The organism is Streptomyces sp. 184 (genome assembly GCF_045781775.1).
Taxonomy (GTDB): Bacteria; Actinomycetota; Actinomycetes; order Streptomycetales; family Streptomycetaceae; genus Streptomyces.
Map to the genome: position 1 here is coordinate 3,322,135 of NZ_CP123230.1, position 12,630 is coordinate 3,334,764.

General features: G+C 72.5%; 10 protein-coding genes. 4 read left to right on the plus strand and 6 right to left on the minus strand.

The genetic code is table 11. From position 1 onward, the window contains the following. Nucleotides 1–240 precede the first annotated feature (240 nt). Genes QBL21_RS14035 through QBL21_RS14050 form a run of 4 tightly spaced genes read left to right on the plus strand, consistent with a single transcriptional unit; the run spans nucleotide 241 to nucleotide 4,077 of the window. Complete coding sequence (locus QBL21_RS14035) at nucleotides 241–1,527, plus strand: ABC transporter substrate-binding protein (protein ID WP_407562502.1); 1,287 nt, start codon at nucleotides 241–243, stop codon at nucleotides 1,525–1,527. Continuing rightward, nucleotides 1,524–2,465: a carbohydrate ABC transporter permease gene (locus QBL21_RS14040; RefSeq protein ID WP_407562503.1), complete on the plus strand. Its 942-nt coding sequence runs from the start codon at nucleotides 1,524–1,526 to the stop codon at nucleotides 2,463–2,465. The genes QBL21_RS14035 and QBL21_RS14040 overlap by 4 nt, the downstream gene beginning before the upstream one ends. Further along, entirely contained in the window at nucleotides 2,462–3,307 is an 846-nt protein-coding gene (locus QBL21_RS14045) for a carbohydrate ABC transporter permease (RefSeq protein WP_407562504.1), read from the plus strand. The genes QBL21_RS14040 and QBL21_RS14045 overlap by 4 nt, the downstream gene beginning before the upstream one ends. After that, nucleotides 3,304–4,077: a hypothetical protein gene (locus tag QBL21_RS14050; RefSeq protein ID WP_407562505.1), complete on the plus strand. Its 774-nt coding sequence runs from the start codon at nucleotides 3,304–3,306 to the stop codon at nucleotides 4,075–4,077. The genes QBL21_RS14045 and QBL21_RS14050 overlap by 4 nt, the downstream gene beginning before the upstream one ends. On the opposite strand, the gene QBL21_RS14055 is transcribed toward QBL21_RS14050, so the two are convergent. The 6 genes from QBL21_RS14055 to QBL21_RS14080 form a co-directional block, all read right to left on the minus strand. Further along, nucleotides 4,043–6,478 (minus strand): hypothetical protein, encoded by a 2,436-nt coding sequence (locus QBL21_RS14055; RefSeq protein WP_407562506.1) that lies wholly within the window; start codon nucleotides 6,476–6,478, stop codon nucleotides 4,043–4,045. The two genes, QBL21_RS14050 and QBL21_RS14055, sit on opposite strands and share 35 nt — an antisense overlap. Before the next feature lie 128 nt (nucleotides 6,479–6,606). Further along, nucleotides 6,607–7,446 carry a carbohydrate ABC transporter permease gene (locus QBL21_RS14060; RefSeq protein ID WP_407562507.1) on the minus strand — a complete coding sequence of 280 codons (840 nt, stop codon included), beginning with the start codon at nucleotides 7,444–7,446 and terminating at the stop codon, nucleotides 6,607–6,609. Further along, entirely contained in the window at nucleotides 7,436–8,389 is a 954-nt protein-coding gene (locus tag QBL21_RS14065; RefSeq protein WP_407562508.1) for a carbohydrate ABC transporter permease, read from the minus strand. The genes QBL21_RS14060 and QBL21_RS14065 overlap by 11 nt, the downstream gene beginning before the upstream one ends. A gap of 10 nt (nucleotides 8,390–8,399) precedes the next feature. Further along, the gene (locus tag QBL21_RS14070) at nucleotides 8,400–9,695 is read right to left on the minus strand and encodes an ABC transporter substrate-binding protein (RefSeq protein WP_407562509.1); all 1,296 of its coding nucleotides are present in this window, start codon (nucleotides 9,693–9,695) and stop codon (nucleotides 8,400–8,402) included. A 43-nt stretch (nucleotides 9,696–9,738) separates the two neighbouring features. Beyond that, the gene (locus QBL21_RS14075; protein WP_407562510.1) at nucleotides 9,739–11,337 is read right to left on the minus strand and encodes an FAD-dependent oxidoreductase; all 1,599 of its coding nucleotides are present in this window, start codon (nucleotides 11,335–11,337) and stop codon (nucleotides 9,739–9,741) included. A 67-nt stretch (nucleotides 11,338–11,404) separates the two neighbouring features. Beyond that, nucleotides 11,405–12,427, minus strand: a complete 1,023-nt coding sequence (locus tag QBL21_RS14080; RefSeq protein WP_407562511.1) for a LacI family DNA-binding transcriptional regulator — start codon at nucleotides 12,425–12,427, stop codon at nucleotides 11,405–11,407. Nucleotides 12,428–12,630: the final 203 nt, after the last annotated feature.

Sequence of the window (12,630 nt, forward strand, 5' to 3'; positions counted from 1 at the left end):
ACGCCCGCTCCGTACGGCACGATCACCCGCCCCCGTACCGGCGCGGAGGCTCCTCGCCCGGCGATTCCGCGTGCACGCCTCTTGACCCCCGCGGTGACGCGCTGCTTGCATGGCTGGCCATCAGGCAAGAAATCGATTTCACGCCCTGTTCCGCCCGTACATGCCGAAAAGTCCGTGCTGCCGAAAAACGGCGCGGGCTCAGCGAGAGGAGCCGCAATGGGTTGGGTCGGACCGGGAGGAATGTCGCGCCGCCAGGTGCTGCGGTCGATGGGCGCGGCGGCGCTCGCCGCGCCCGCCGCGGGGAGCCTGGCGGCGTGCGGGGGATCGTCGTCGGGGGACTCGTCCTCGCTCGACCTCGTCTATCTGGGCGACGCCACCCAGCAGGAGTCGTTCAACGCGCTCTTCGCCGAGTTCAACAAGTCCAGGCCGAAGGTGAAGATCAAGGCCCGCGGCATCGCCGCCGGCACCTGGGGCGACTTCGCCAACACCGTCTCCACCCAGATCGCCGGCGGCAAGGTCCCCGACATCGTCCAGGTCGCCACCGAGGGCCAGCGGCTGTTCGCCTCCAAGAGCCTGCTGGAACCGCTCGACCCGTACCTGGAGAAGGACAAGAAGGCCGTCGAGGACTACTTCGGCGACACCGACCCCAAGCTCAGGGAGTGGACCGAGACCTACGGCTCCACCGACGGCAAGACGTACTACATACCCGGCGGCTACAACACCTCGGTCCTGTACTGCAACACCGAGGTCTTCGCCGACGCCGGCGTCGAACTGCCCGAAGCCGAGTGGACCTGGGACGACTTCCGCGCCGCCGGCGAGCGCATCAAGCAGAGGACCGGCGCGTTCCTGCTGCCCGCCGGCTTCGAGTTCCCGTTCCTCGACATCATGCCCTGGCTGCTCACCAACGGCGCCAGCACCCACAACGCCGCCTGGGACGAGGCGACGTTCGACAGCCCCGGGGCCGTCGAGGCCGCCGAGTACGTCAAGAGCCTCATCGACGACGGCCTCTCGCCCAAGCCGGGCGGCAGCTTCAACGCCGCCGCCCAGCTCCAGAAGGGCAAGCTCGCCACCTTCGGCGGCGGCCGGTGGCCCACCCTCGACATGCGCCGGCTGAAGCTCACCGACTCCGTACGCATCGTGCCCTGGCCCGGCAACGCCGGACCCGGCGCCGCCGTCGGCTGGGACGGCTGGCCGATCCTGCGCGCCTCGAAGAACAAGGACGCCGCCTGGGAGTTCCTGAAGTGGATGATGTCGAAGGAGGCGTCCACCTTCTACGCCGCCTCCGGCGGCACCAACATCCCCGCCCGCAACTCCGTCGCCGCCAGTGCCGCGTTCACCGACGACGCCCCGGCCGGCACCGAGAACCTGCCCGCCGCCATCGGCTACGGCACCCCCATCCCCTCGCCCGAGCGCGGCGCCGAGGCCCAGGCCGCCATCACCCAGGGGTGGCAGGCCGCCATCCTCGGCAACCAGCCCGCCGCCGAGGCCCTCGGCAGCGCGAACGACAAGCTCAGCGGGCTGCTGTGACCCTCACGCAGTCCCGTCCGAAGCGCGCCGCCGCCCCGCGGCCGGCGGCGCGCGGCGGCCGGTTCCGGCGCGGCGAGTGGGTCGGGTACGCGTTCCTCAGCCCGGCGCTGCTGCTCTTCCTCGCCTTCGTGGCCGGGCCGTTCGTCGTCGCGATCGTCCTCGCCTTCTTCAGTTGGGACATGCTCACCCCCGCCGAGTTCAACGGCGTCGGCAACTTCACCGAGATGTTCTCCGACCCGCTGCTGTACGAGGCGCTGGCCAACACCTTCGTCTTCGCCTTCGCCTCCGTCGTCACCCACCTCGGCGGCGGACTGCTGCTCGCCATGGGCGTCAACCGGATGATGAACAGGGCGCTCTCGTACTTCGTACGCACCACGCTGTTCTTTCCGTTCGTCATCTCCTGGGCGGCGGTCGCGCTGCTGTGGAAGTACGTGCTCGACCCGACGTTCGGCCTCGTCACGCACTACGCCGGTGAGATCGGCGTCACGCCGCCGGAGTGGTTCACCGACCCGGCGTGGGCGCTGCCCGCGATCATCGCCATCGATTTCTGGCACACCATCGGCTTCACCTTCGTCATCATGCTCGCCGGGCTCCAGACCGTGCCGCGGGAGCTGCACGAGGCGGCGCGCGTGGACGGCGCCCGCCCGCACCAGATCTTCTGGCGCGTGACCCTGCCGATGATGTCCCCGACGATCTTCTTCGCCGCCGTCATCACCTTCATCGGGGCGTTCCAGATCTTCGACCCGGTGCAGATCATCACGCCCGACGGCGGGCCGGAGAACTCGACCATCACCATCGTCATGTACCTCTACCAGAAGGGCTTCCAGTCCTTCCAGATCGGCTACGCCGCGGCCGTCTCCATCCTCGTCTTCGTGATCATGATGGCCGTCACGCTGCTCCAGTTCTGGGGCTCGCGGAAGTGGGTGCACCAGCAGTGACGACACGGACCCGCAGCCGCCGGCGCGTACGCCCGGCCCACCTCCTCCTCGAACTCCTCCTGGTCGCCGTCGGGCTCGTCATGGTCGCGCCGCTCGTCTGGCTCGTCGTCCAGAGCCTCACCGCGGAGCGGGCGGCCTTCGAGATGCCGCCCAACTGGATCCCCAAGCCCTTCACCACCGAGAACTTCACCAACGTGCCGGACGCGATCCCCTTCGGCCGGATGGCGCTCAACAGCCTCCAGGTCGCGGTGATCGCCACGGCCGGCTCGCTGCTGGTCAGCGTGCTCGCCGCGTACGCCTTCTCCCGGCTCACCTTCCGCGGCCGGGACGGGATCTTCCTCGTGCTGCTCAGCGCGCTGATGATCCCCGCGCAGATGACGGTCATCCCCGTCTTCGTGCTGATGCGCAACCTCGGCCTCATCGACTCGCTGCCCGCGCTGTGGCTGCCCGCGCTGATCAACGTCTTCTCGATCTTCTTCTTCCGGCAGTACTTCAACACCATCCCGCGCGAGCTGGACGAGGCCGCCCGCATCGACGGCGCCGGGCACCTGTGGATCCTCTTCCGGGTCATCGTGCCGCTGTCGGGGCCCGCGCTCGCGGCGATGGCGATCCTCACGTTCGAGGCCGCCTGGAACAACTACTTCGGCCCGCTGATCTTCCTCAGCACCCCGGAGAACATGACGCTGCCGGTCGGGCTGGTCACCCTCCAGGCCAGCCACGGCGGCTCGCCGGTGGTGGTGTTCGCGGCGATCACGGCGGTGGTGGTGCCGGTGCTGGCGCTCTTCCTCCTCTTCCAGCGCTCGTTCGTGGCGAGCATCGCGCAAGCGGGGCTGCGCGGATGAGCGGGCGGACCACGACGGCCGGCCCGGGCGGGGCCACCGCACCGGGCGGCCGGCCGGCCGTCGCCGAGAACGAGGTGCTGCGGCGGCTGCTGCGCGGCGCCTGGCCGAGCCTGCCGGCGCTGACCGTCGCGGGCGCGGCCGTCTGCGCCGCCGGCACCCTCGCCGTACTCCTGGCACCCGGCGTCACCCCCGTCTCCGTCCTGGTCGCCGCCGTGCTCACCGGCCCCCTGCTGGCCGCGCTCGGCGCCGCGGCCGACCGGATCGCCGCGGACGGCGAGGCCGGGATACGGGACTGGTGGCGCGGGCTGCGCGCGCTGTGGCGGTTCGGTCCCGCGCAGGCACTGGTGCCCGCGGTGCCCGCGGCGGCGTTCCTCGCCGCGCTGGCGCTGTGGCAGCAGACGCAGAGCCCGTGGCTGCTGCCGTCGCTGGCCGCCGGCGGTGCCTGCGCCGTGGCCGGGCTGCTCGCCCTGCCGGCCGCGCTGTCGCTCGGCGCCGCCCGCCCGGCGCTGCGCGGCCGGCTGCTGTGGATCTGCGCGGCGCACCTGGTCGCCCGCTGGCCCACGCGGTTCCTCGCCGCCCCGTCGCTGGCGCTGCTGGGCCTGTGGGCGTCGCTGCGCTGGACGGCCTCGCTGCTGCTCCTCGTCCCGCCGCTGGTGGCGCTCGTCGCCTCCGCCGCGACGGCGACGGCCCTGGTCCACCACGCCGTGGCCGGCGGCGGGGGAGGGGAGCCGGGGCTCAGTCCTCGTGGCGCGCGACGCGCTCGTCGTTGAGTACGTCCACGGCGCCGAGCGCGTCGCCGATCGTGGCGTAGTCGACGGCCACCAGGTTCACCGGCGCGCCCCGCTCCCGTTCGCATGCGCGGGCCCGGTCGAGGACGAAGCCGCGGGCGTTGATCCGGCCGGCGTCCAGGCGGCTGCCGCCGCTGTTGGTGATGAAGTGGTTCATGAGGAAGAGGGCCCCGTCCTCGCCGCCGCGGTTCGGCGCGCACGTCATGTCCTCCGGCGTGCGGAACGCGAACGGGGTCTCCATGCCGTAGCGGTAGAAGTTGCGGTACCAGGGCGCCGGGCCGTCCGCCTGCTCCGCGAACACCACCAGTCGCCGGTCCGCGTCGATCATCTCGCCGAGCGTCGGCCACGGCTTGCCCGGGTCGTCGTCCGGCGTGAACAGCAGGTCCTCCAGCCCGGCGCGTTTCATCGCGGTGCGCGTGCCGGCGCCGCTGATGCCGTCCTGGACCACGAGCGTGACCACCTCGGACGGGTTCTGCTCCAGCCAGTCGCCGATCTTCTCCAGCTCCGCCACCAGCGGCAGCGCACCGCCCCGGCAGACGGCGTGGCACAGCCAGGTCCCCTTGCGGGGCGGGTCGACGGTGTTGAGCACGGAGCGGATCTGCCGCTGCATGGTCGGGGTGAAGTCCGACTCCGCCAGCCGCTCGGTGATCTCCGGCGGCGTCTCCCAGCGGTGGGTGTCGACGAGCAGGGCGCGGACGCCGTCGTTGAGCTGCCCGGTGATCGACGGGTCCTGGAGCGGGGCGATGAACCGGTCCTGGGAGGTGGCCATCGCGTTGTGCGAGGCGAGCTGGGCCACCTCGTCGTAGCGCAGCTCGCACAGCTCCTCGCGGCCGTTGCAGCGGCGGTCGGACTCGCCGCCGAAGGCGTTCGGTACGAAGACGGCGCCGGCCAGCGCGGCGGCGACCATGCCGACCGCGCCCCAGCGGTAGCGCGGCGGCATGGGCGGCGCGGGTCCGGCCGCGCCGGGTTCCCCGGCCGCCGGCTCGCCGGCTTCCGGTGCCGCCGGCCCCGCGGACCCGGTCCCGGTGGCCGCGGTCTCCCCGGTCGCGGTCTCCCCGGCCTCGGGCCCCTGTACGGTCCGCTGTCCGCCGGACTCCGCGGCACCGTCCGCGGTCGCCCCCGCCCGGGCCCGCGCAGCGGCGATCGCGGTCGCCCTGCGGTGCCACAGCCAGCCGCCCGCCGCCAGCAGCACGCCCGCCGTCAGCGGCACCGCGGCCGTCGCCAGCGCCACGGTGTAGAGCCGGTCCAGCGCCGTGCGCTGCACGTCGTCCAGCAGTCGGGCCGCGGAGTCCGGCCAGTTCCCCGGCGCGGCGGCGACGCTGCCGCCGATCCTGCCGCGTACCAGGAGCGCCACCACGAACGTCAGCGCGCCCCCGCACGCCAGCGCCGCGCCGATGCGCAGCAGCCGCCGGCCCGGGGCGCGCGGCCCGTAGCGCCAGAGCACGGCCAGCGAGGCGAGCCCCAGCAGGACGGCGCCGGTCTGCACCCAGCCGAGGCCCAGCCTGGTGAAGGAGCGGGCCTCGCGCACCGGGCTCAGCTCGTCGCCGGTGGTGTCGAACTCGGAGGCCAGGTCCCAGGACACCCCGTCCGCGGTGTTCCGCAGCGCCGACGCCGCGTTCTCCTCGCGCCCGGGGAAGAGCGCGGGCCCGACCTCCGCGAGCGCCGTGGCCAGGTCGCCGCTGCCGAGCGCGGCGAGCAGCCGCGGGCGCAGGTCCGCCCGCTCGCCGGCGGGCACGGCCCGTAGCACCGTGTCGGTGGCGGCCCGCGCCTGCGCCTCGGTGAGGTCGAGCCTCGGCAGCCCCTCGGGGCGCTCGCCGTCCGCGATCCGGTTCACGGCGTCGCCCAGGTCGGACTGGAAGGCGCCGTAGTCGGGCGCGGGCTTGTCCTGGAGGTTCGCGACGACGTCGGCGAAGTGGACGTTGCCGACGGCGCCCAGGTTGTCGAGCACCGGCCGCAGGTCTATCTCCAGCGTCAGCTCGTCCCTGTCGCCGCGCAGATACGCCACCGCGTCCCCGATGACGCCCTCGGCCATGGCCCGGGCGGTGGTCGGCGGCAGGACCGTCTTGAGGTTGGAGGTGACGACGGCCTCGGGTACGGGCAGCCGGGCGAGCAGGTCGCGGGTGACGCCCGACGCCTCGGGGTCGACCAGCACCTCGTCGTAGAGCCGGTCGTAGGCGTGCTCCCGGTCGAGCGCGGAGCGGTAGAAGGACGCGTCGGCGACGGTGGAGCGGGCCGTGCCGGCGATGACGAGCACCGCCGTGGCGAGCACCGCGACCACGAAGGCGAGCCACCGCAGGACGGCGGCGTCCCGCGGCGGCGCGGCCTCGCCGACCCGCCGCACGATGCGTGCGAGCCGGGCCCTGAGCTTGTCGAACGGGGTCATACACGTTCCTGCCTGCTGTCGCCTTCGAGCCTACGGGCTGCGCGCGGGAAACGCCCCGGCCCGCGGCCCGGGCCTGCCCGGGGCCGGGGCGGGACGCCTCGCCGGGGGCCCAGCGGCAGGGAAGGCGGTCACTTCAGACCCGTGTGCGCGAGGCCCTCCACGAACTGGCGCTGCGCGAAGACGAAGACGGCCAGCACCGGCAGCGCGGTCAGCGACGCGGCGGCGAGCTGCACGTCCCACATGGGGCCGCCGTAGGAGTCGGTGAACTGGGTCAGCGCCTGCGGCAGCGTGAACTTCTCCGGCGTGGAGAGGTACACGATCGGCTCCAGATACAGGTTCCAGCTATGCAGGAACGTGAAGATGCCCACCGCCGCCAGCGCCGGCCGCGCCAGCGGCAGCGCGATGCGCCAGTAGATCGCGAAGCGGCCCAGGCCGTCCACCCGCGCCGCCTCCTCCAGCTCGGCCGGCAGCGTGATGAAGAACTGCCGCATGATGAACGTCGCCAGCACGCTCGGCGCGCCCAGGACCGGCACCAGGACCAGCGGCCAGTGCGTGTCCGTCATCCCCCAGTCGTTGAACATCTGGAACAGCGGCACGATGGTGACCTCGCTGGGGATCAGCAGGCCGGTGAGCACCACCAGGAACAGCGCGTTCTGGCCGGGGAAGCGGATGCGCGCGAAGGCGTAGCCGGCCATCGACGACACCGCCAGGGTGCCGGCGGTCACCACCACCGCGATGTACATGCTGTTCCAGTACTGCTGCGCGAACGGCTGGAGGTCGAAGACCCGCTCGTACGCGCCGAACCCCGGGTCGCCCGGCAGCAGCGACGGCGGGAAGGCGAAGATCTCGCTCGCCGGCTTCAGCGACGAGGTCGCCATCCACCACGTCGGGAAGACGAAGGGGACGAGGAGCACCAGCAGCACCCCGTAGAGCACGAGCCGGGCGCGCCGGGGCAGCTTATGACTCATGGAAGACCCACTTCTTGCGCATCTGCCACTGCACGACGGTCAGCACGAGCACGATGAGGAAGAGCAGCACGGAGAGCGTCGCGCCGTAGCCGAAGTGGTGGAACTCGAACGCCTGCTGGTAGAGGTAGTAGACGAGGACGGTGGTGGAGTTGCCGGGGCCGCCCTGGGTGAGCACCGCGATCTGGGCGAACACCTGGAGCGAGCCGACGACCGTGATGATCGAGGTCAGCAGGATCGTCGGGCTGATCAGCGGCACCGTGATCCGCAGGAACTGCCGCCCGCGTCCGGCGCCGTCCACCGTGGCGGCCTCGTACAGCTCCCGCGGCACGCCCTGGAGCGCGGCCAGGAACAGGACCATGTTCAGGCCCACGTTCTTGAAGACCTGGACCACGATCACCGAGATCATCGACGAGGTCTCGCCGCGCAGCCAGTTGGGTCCCTCGACGCCGACGAGGTCGAGCCCGGCGTTGATGCCGCCGTTCTTCTGGAGCAGGAACCCCCACACGATCGTCCAGGCGACCAGCGAGACCACCACGGGCGAGAAGAACAGGGTGCGGAAGACGATGCTGCCGCGCAGCTTCTGGTTCAGCAGCACCGCCAGCGCCAGCGCCAGGCTCAGGTTCAGCACCACCAGGCCGACGGAGAAGAAGGCGGTGGCGCGCAGCACGCCCGGCAGCTTGGGGTCGTCGGCCAGCGCCCGGTAGTTGTCCGCGCCCACCCCGTGGAAGCTGCCGGCCAGCACGTTCCACTCGTGGAAGCTGTACCAGAAGACCAGGCCGAGCGGGATCAGGACGAACAGGACGGTGCCCGCCAACTGCGGGGCGATGAACAGGTAGCCGGCCAGTCGGTCCCGGCGGCGGGCGGTCCAGAAGGGCCGCCGGGAGCCGTCCCCGCGCGGGCGCGGGGCAGCGGCTTTGGCCCGGGCGCGTTCCAGGGTCGCCATGGGAGCGCCGTCACTTCTCCAGTTGCGGCTGGATCGCCGAGCAGACGTCTTCGAGGGTCTTGGCCACGTCGGCGTCCGGCTTCCACAGCGGGTCGAGCGCGGCGCGTACGGCGTCGAACAGCTCGGCCTGGTTGGTGTGGGTGGGCTTGACCTTCCCGTTCTCGATGCCGCCGATGACGACCTCTTCGAGCTGCGCGGGCTTGAGCTGCGGGTTGCTCTTGGCGAGGGTGTCGGCGTCGAGCTGGGAGCTGCGGGCCTGCGGGAAGTAGCGGCCGAGGGCGGCGGAGTTCTTCTCGTTGGTCATGAACGCGAGGAAGTCGACGGCCTCGTCGACGTGGTCGCCGTTGCCGAGCACCCCGAGGCCGGCCTGCCCGATCACGTCGTACGAGCCCGCGGGCCCCTTGGGCAGCGGCACGAAGTCCCAGCCGAAGCTGTCGTCCAGCAGCGAGGCCCGGCTGATCTGCGTGACGGTCATCGCGGCCTCGCCGGCGAAGAAGTCGGCGGTGGTGCCGGGCGCGGGCATCGCCTCGTCGGCGAAGACCGCGTCGTGCAGGAACGTCATCGCCCCGGTCATCTCCGGCGCGTCGAACGCGCAGGTCCTGCCGTCCGCGCTCCAGGGCTCGGCGCCCCAGCCGTCCCAGACGGTGGCCAGGTTGTCCCACATCTTGTAGTCGAAGTCGCGGATGACCATGCCGGCCTCGCCGGTCTCGTCCCGCACCGCGCCGCCGACCTCGGCGACCTCCTCCCAGGTCCACCTGCCCTGCTCGATCAGCTCGGCCGGCGTGGGCTGCCCCGCCTCCTCGATCATGTCGGTGTTGACGAAGACGCCGAACGGGGAGGTGGAGAAGGGGTAGGCGTAGAGCTTGCCCTCGTGCTGCCACAGCTTCTTCGCCGCCGGCAGCACGTCCTTGTCGTCCTCGATCTCGGCGAGCGCGCCGGAGGCGACGAAGTCGGGGGCCGAGTTCTCGAAGATCCAGGCCAGGTCCGGGGCCTTGCCGCCGGCTATCTGGGTGGTCAGCGCGGTGGTGTAGCTCTCCACCGGCAGGGTGTCGAACTTGATCTCCTTCACGTCCGGGTGCTGCTTGCGGTAGTCGGCGGCGATGCCGTTCAGCAGCTTCAGATGCTCCTCGTTGCCGGTCCAGATGGTCATGCGCAGCGTGACCGGACCGCCGTCGGAGCCGGAGCCGCCGTCGGAGCCGCCGCACGCGGTGAGCGCGAGCAGGCCGGCGGCGGCGAGCGCGACGGGCTTTCCGCGGACGGGTGTTCCTCTGCGGGGCCGGGTGCTGGAACGTGCTGGCGAAGACATACGGGCGCCTCCTCGGATGTCGGGTCGGTCGTGGCCTCGGCGGTCAGTAACCGCTGATGTCGGGCCAGCGCAGCTCGACGCCGTGGGCGGTCAGGGTGCGCTGGAAGTCCTGGAGCAGGCGGGGGGTGTTGCGTACGGCACGGGGGGTGAGGCCGTGCTCGACGCAGTGGGCCGCGAGCAGCCCGGCGGCCTCGCCGATGTTCCACTCGACGGGATGCAGCCGGTAGCAGCCGTTGGTGATGTGGGTGGTGCCGATGTTCTTGCCGGCGGGCAGCAGGTTCTCCGTCCGCCGCGGGAGCAGCGCGCCGAGGGGGATCTCGAACGGGCTGGACGGCACGTCGATGTAGGTGTCGCGGCCGGTGGAGGGGTGCAGGTCGATGCGGTACATGCCGATGCCGGCGGAGTCGGCGTAGCTCACCGCGCCCTTGCCGCCGCGCGCGTCGAGCGACAGGTCCTGCTCCACGACGGTGTACTCGGCCCGGATGCGCCGCGACTCGCGGATGTACGGGGCCATCGCCAGCCCGTCCGCGCCGCCGCCGGTGACGTCGCCGCGCAGCCGCAGCCCGGGGAAGCCGGTGCCGCCGTCGGGGCGCGGGGCCTCGGTCTGCATCCAGTACAGCAGCGACAGCGACAGCCCCCGGGCCTCCGCCAGCCGCGCCGCGGCGTCGGGCACGTCGACGACCGGGGCTTCGAAGTAGTCGATCATCGGCCAGTTGACGAGCGTGACGTCGCTGGCGTACGCGCCGGGCGCGAACTGGTCGCGGGCGGCGATCCGGCGGAACGTCCACAGGTTCCGGTCCCCGCCGCTGCGCCGCTGGTCGGCGACGACGGCGAGCGGGTCGTCGCCCGGGTTCGGGGTGAACTCGCGCTCGACCAGCTCCAGCGTCCGCGGGTGCGGGGCCCGCCAGGACAGCAGCGGGGCGCCCCAGAACTCCGGCTCGTAGTCGCGCCAGAAGCCGTAGGAGTCGGGGCGGTCGATGGTGTGGTCGCCGTCGACGTGGTCGACCGCGAAGCAGTACGACACGGCCTGCATGTTCAGCGGCTGGGCCTCGTCGGGGGCGCTGGGCTCGCCGGTCTCCGCGCCGGACTCGAAGCCGGTGACGTACTCGGTGCCGGTCAGCGGGAGCAGCTCGCCGGTCTCGGTGGCGTCCAGCACGTACGGCGCGGTGAGCACCAGCGGCTCGCCGCCGCCGGGGCGCTCGACGGTCACGGCGGTGACGCGGTCGCCGTCGGTCTCCGCCGCCACCGGGCGGTAGGGCTGGAGCACGGTCAGCCGGCCGGCGCCGCGGTACGGGGCCAGCAGCCCGTCGATCACCGCGACGGCCACCCGCGGCTCGTGGCAGAGCCGGCTGACGTGCCCGGCGCCGGGGTTGAGGTCCGGCTTGGCGCGGGCGGCGGCCGTGAGGGGGTAGTGGCGGCGGTAGTAGTCGCGGATGCCGTCGCGCAGCGCCCGGTACGAGGCGGTGGCGCCGAACTGCTCGATCCAGGTGTGCTCGTCGGGGGGCACGGCCTGGCTGGTGAGCTGGCCGCCCAGCCAGTCGTACTCCTCGGTGAGGATCACCGAGCGGCCGGCGCGCAGCGCGCCGAGCGCCGCGGCGACGCCTCCGGTGCCGCCGCCGACGACGAGGACGTCCGCGTGCATGGGTCTCCTTGGGGGTGCTGGTTCGCAGGTGGGGCGTGGTGGGGCGTACGGGACGCGGGCGGCCCGGTCAGCGGGCGGGGGCGGCGAGCGTGACGCCCTCGACGAGGTGGCAGTCCAGCAGCCGGCGGGTGTGCTCGGCCCGGCCGTGCAGCATGCCGGTGAGCAGGTCGACGGCCTGCCGGCCCATCTCGGTGCGGCGCAGCCGGAAGCCGGTGAAGTCCACCGGCGGGTCCACCGGGGCGGTGGGGTCGCCCAGCGCCAGCATCGACAGGTCCCGCGGTACGTCCAGACCGCGGGCCGCCGCCGCCTCGTACAGCTCGACGGCGTCGTGGAGGAACTCCACGAACACCGCCGTCACCCCGTCGTCGAGCAGCCGCTCCAGCACCTCCGCGGCCGGCCGCCCCGGCACCGCCAGATGCGGCGCGTCGGGGCCGGCCACCTGCCGGAAGCCGGTGAGCCGGTCGGTGGAGGACTCCGCCCCCGCGCCCGGCCCGGCGAACGCCAGCCGCCGGTGCCCCAGCGCCCGCACCCGCTCCACCAGCCGGGCGGTGGCGGTGACGTAGTCGGCGCCGATGTACGGCACGGGCCCGCCGTCGGCGTCGTCGCGGCGGCCCACGCAGACGAACGGGTAGTCCTCGGCGACCAGCCGGCTCAGCTCCTCGTGCGGGATCTCGCGGCCGAGCAGCACGCAGCCGTCGGCCACCCGCAGCCGGTTGTTCTCGTGGAAGATGCGCCGCCGGCCGCCGGTCACCGGCGCGGAGGTGAACAGCAGCAGGTCGCAGCCGCTGCGCTCGGCGCTCTCCTCGATGCCGCGCAGGAAGGGGTGGTAGAAGTCGGCGCTGGTGCTGGGGAAGACGGGCTCGTAGGTGAAGACCCCGAGGATCTGGTTGAGCTGCTTGGTCAGCCGGCGGGCCACGGGGTCGGCGGCGTAGCCGGTCTCGCGGATCACCCGCAGCACGCGCTCGCGGGTCTCGGGGGCGATCCGGGCGGCGTCGGGGCGGTCGTTGAGCACGAGGGAGACCGTGGTCTGACTGACGCCGGCGAGCCGGGCTATGTCGCGCTGGGTGAGCCTGCCGGGGGCTTCTGGCATGGAAGTTGGGCCTTCACAGTGGGTAGCTAATGCGTATTGCCTGACTGCTGTGCGAGGAACCTAGAACCGCTCGCGGAAGGCCGTCAAGGGTGTTGCGGCAGTGGTAATGCGAATTAGCAGATTACCGAGGAGGCTTGGTGCCCCGTATGCGGGAGTTCATGGTGTACGCGGTGCAATGTGCCTGGCGAAGCCGCCGGGGGCGT

Coding starts and splice junctions, on each gene's coding strand:
- QBL21_RS14080 (WP_407562511.1), bottom strand. CDS start 12,427: ATGCCAGAAGCCCCCGGCAGGCTCACCCAGCGCGACATAGCCCGGCTC.
- QBL21_RS14050 (WP_407562505.1), top strand. CDS start 3,304: ATGAGCGGGCGGACCACGACGGCCGGCCCGGGCGGGGCCACCGCACCG.
- QBL21_RS14075 (WP_407562510.1), bottom strand. CDS start 11,337: ATGCACGCGGACGTCCTCGTCGTCGGCGGCGGCACCGGAGGCGTCGCC.
- QBL21_RS14060 (WP_407562507.1), bottom strand. CDS start 7,446: ATGAGTCATAAGCTGCCCCGGCGCGCCCGGCTCGTGCTCTACGGGGTG.
- QBL21_RS14055 (WP_407562506.1), bottom strand. CDS start 6,478: ATGACCCCGTTCGACAAGCTCAGGGCCCGGCTCGCACGCATCGTGCGG.
- QBL21_RS14070 (WP_407562509.1), bottom strand. CDS start 9,695: ATGTCTTCGCCAGCACGTTCCAGCACCCGGCCCCGCAGAGGAACACCC.
- QBL21_RS14035 (WP_407562502.1), top strand. CDS start 241: ATGTCGCGCCGCCAGGTGCTGCGGTCGATGGGCGCGGCGGCGCTCGCC.
- QBL21_RS14065 (WP_407562508.1), bottom strand. CDS start 8,389: ATGGCGACCCTGGAACGCGCCCGGGCCAAAGCCGCTGCCCCGCGCCCG.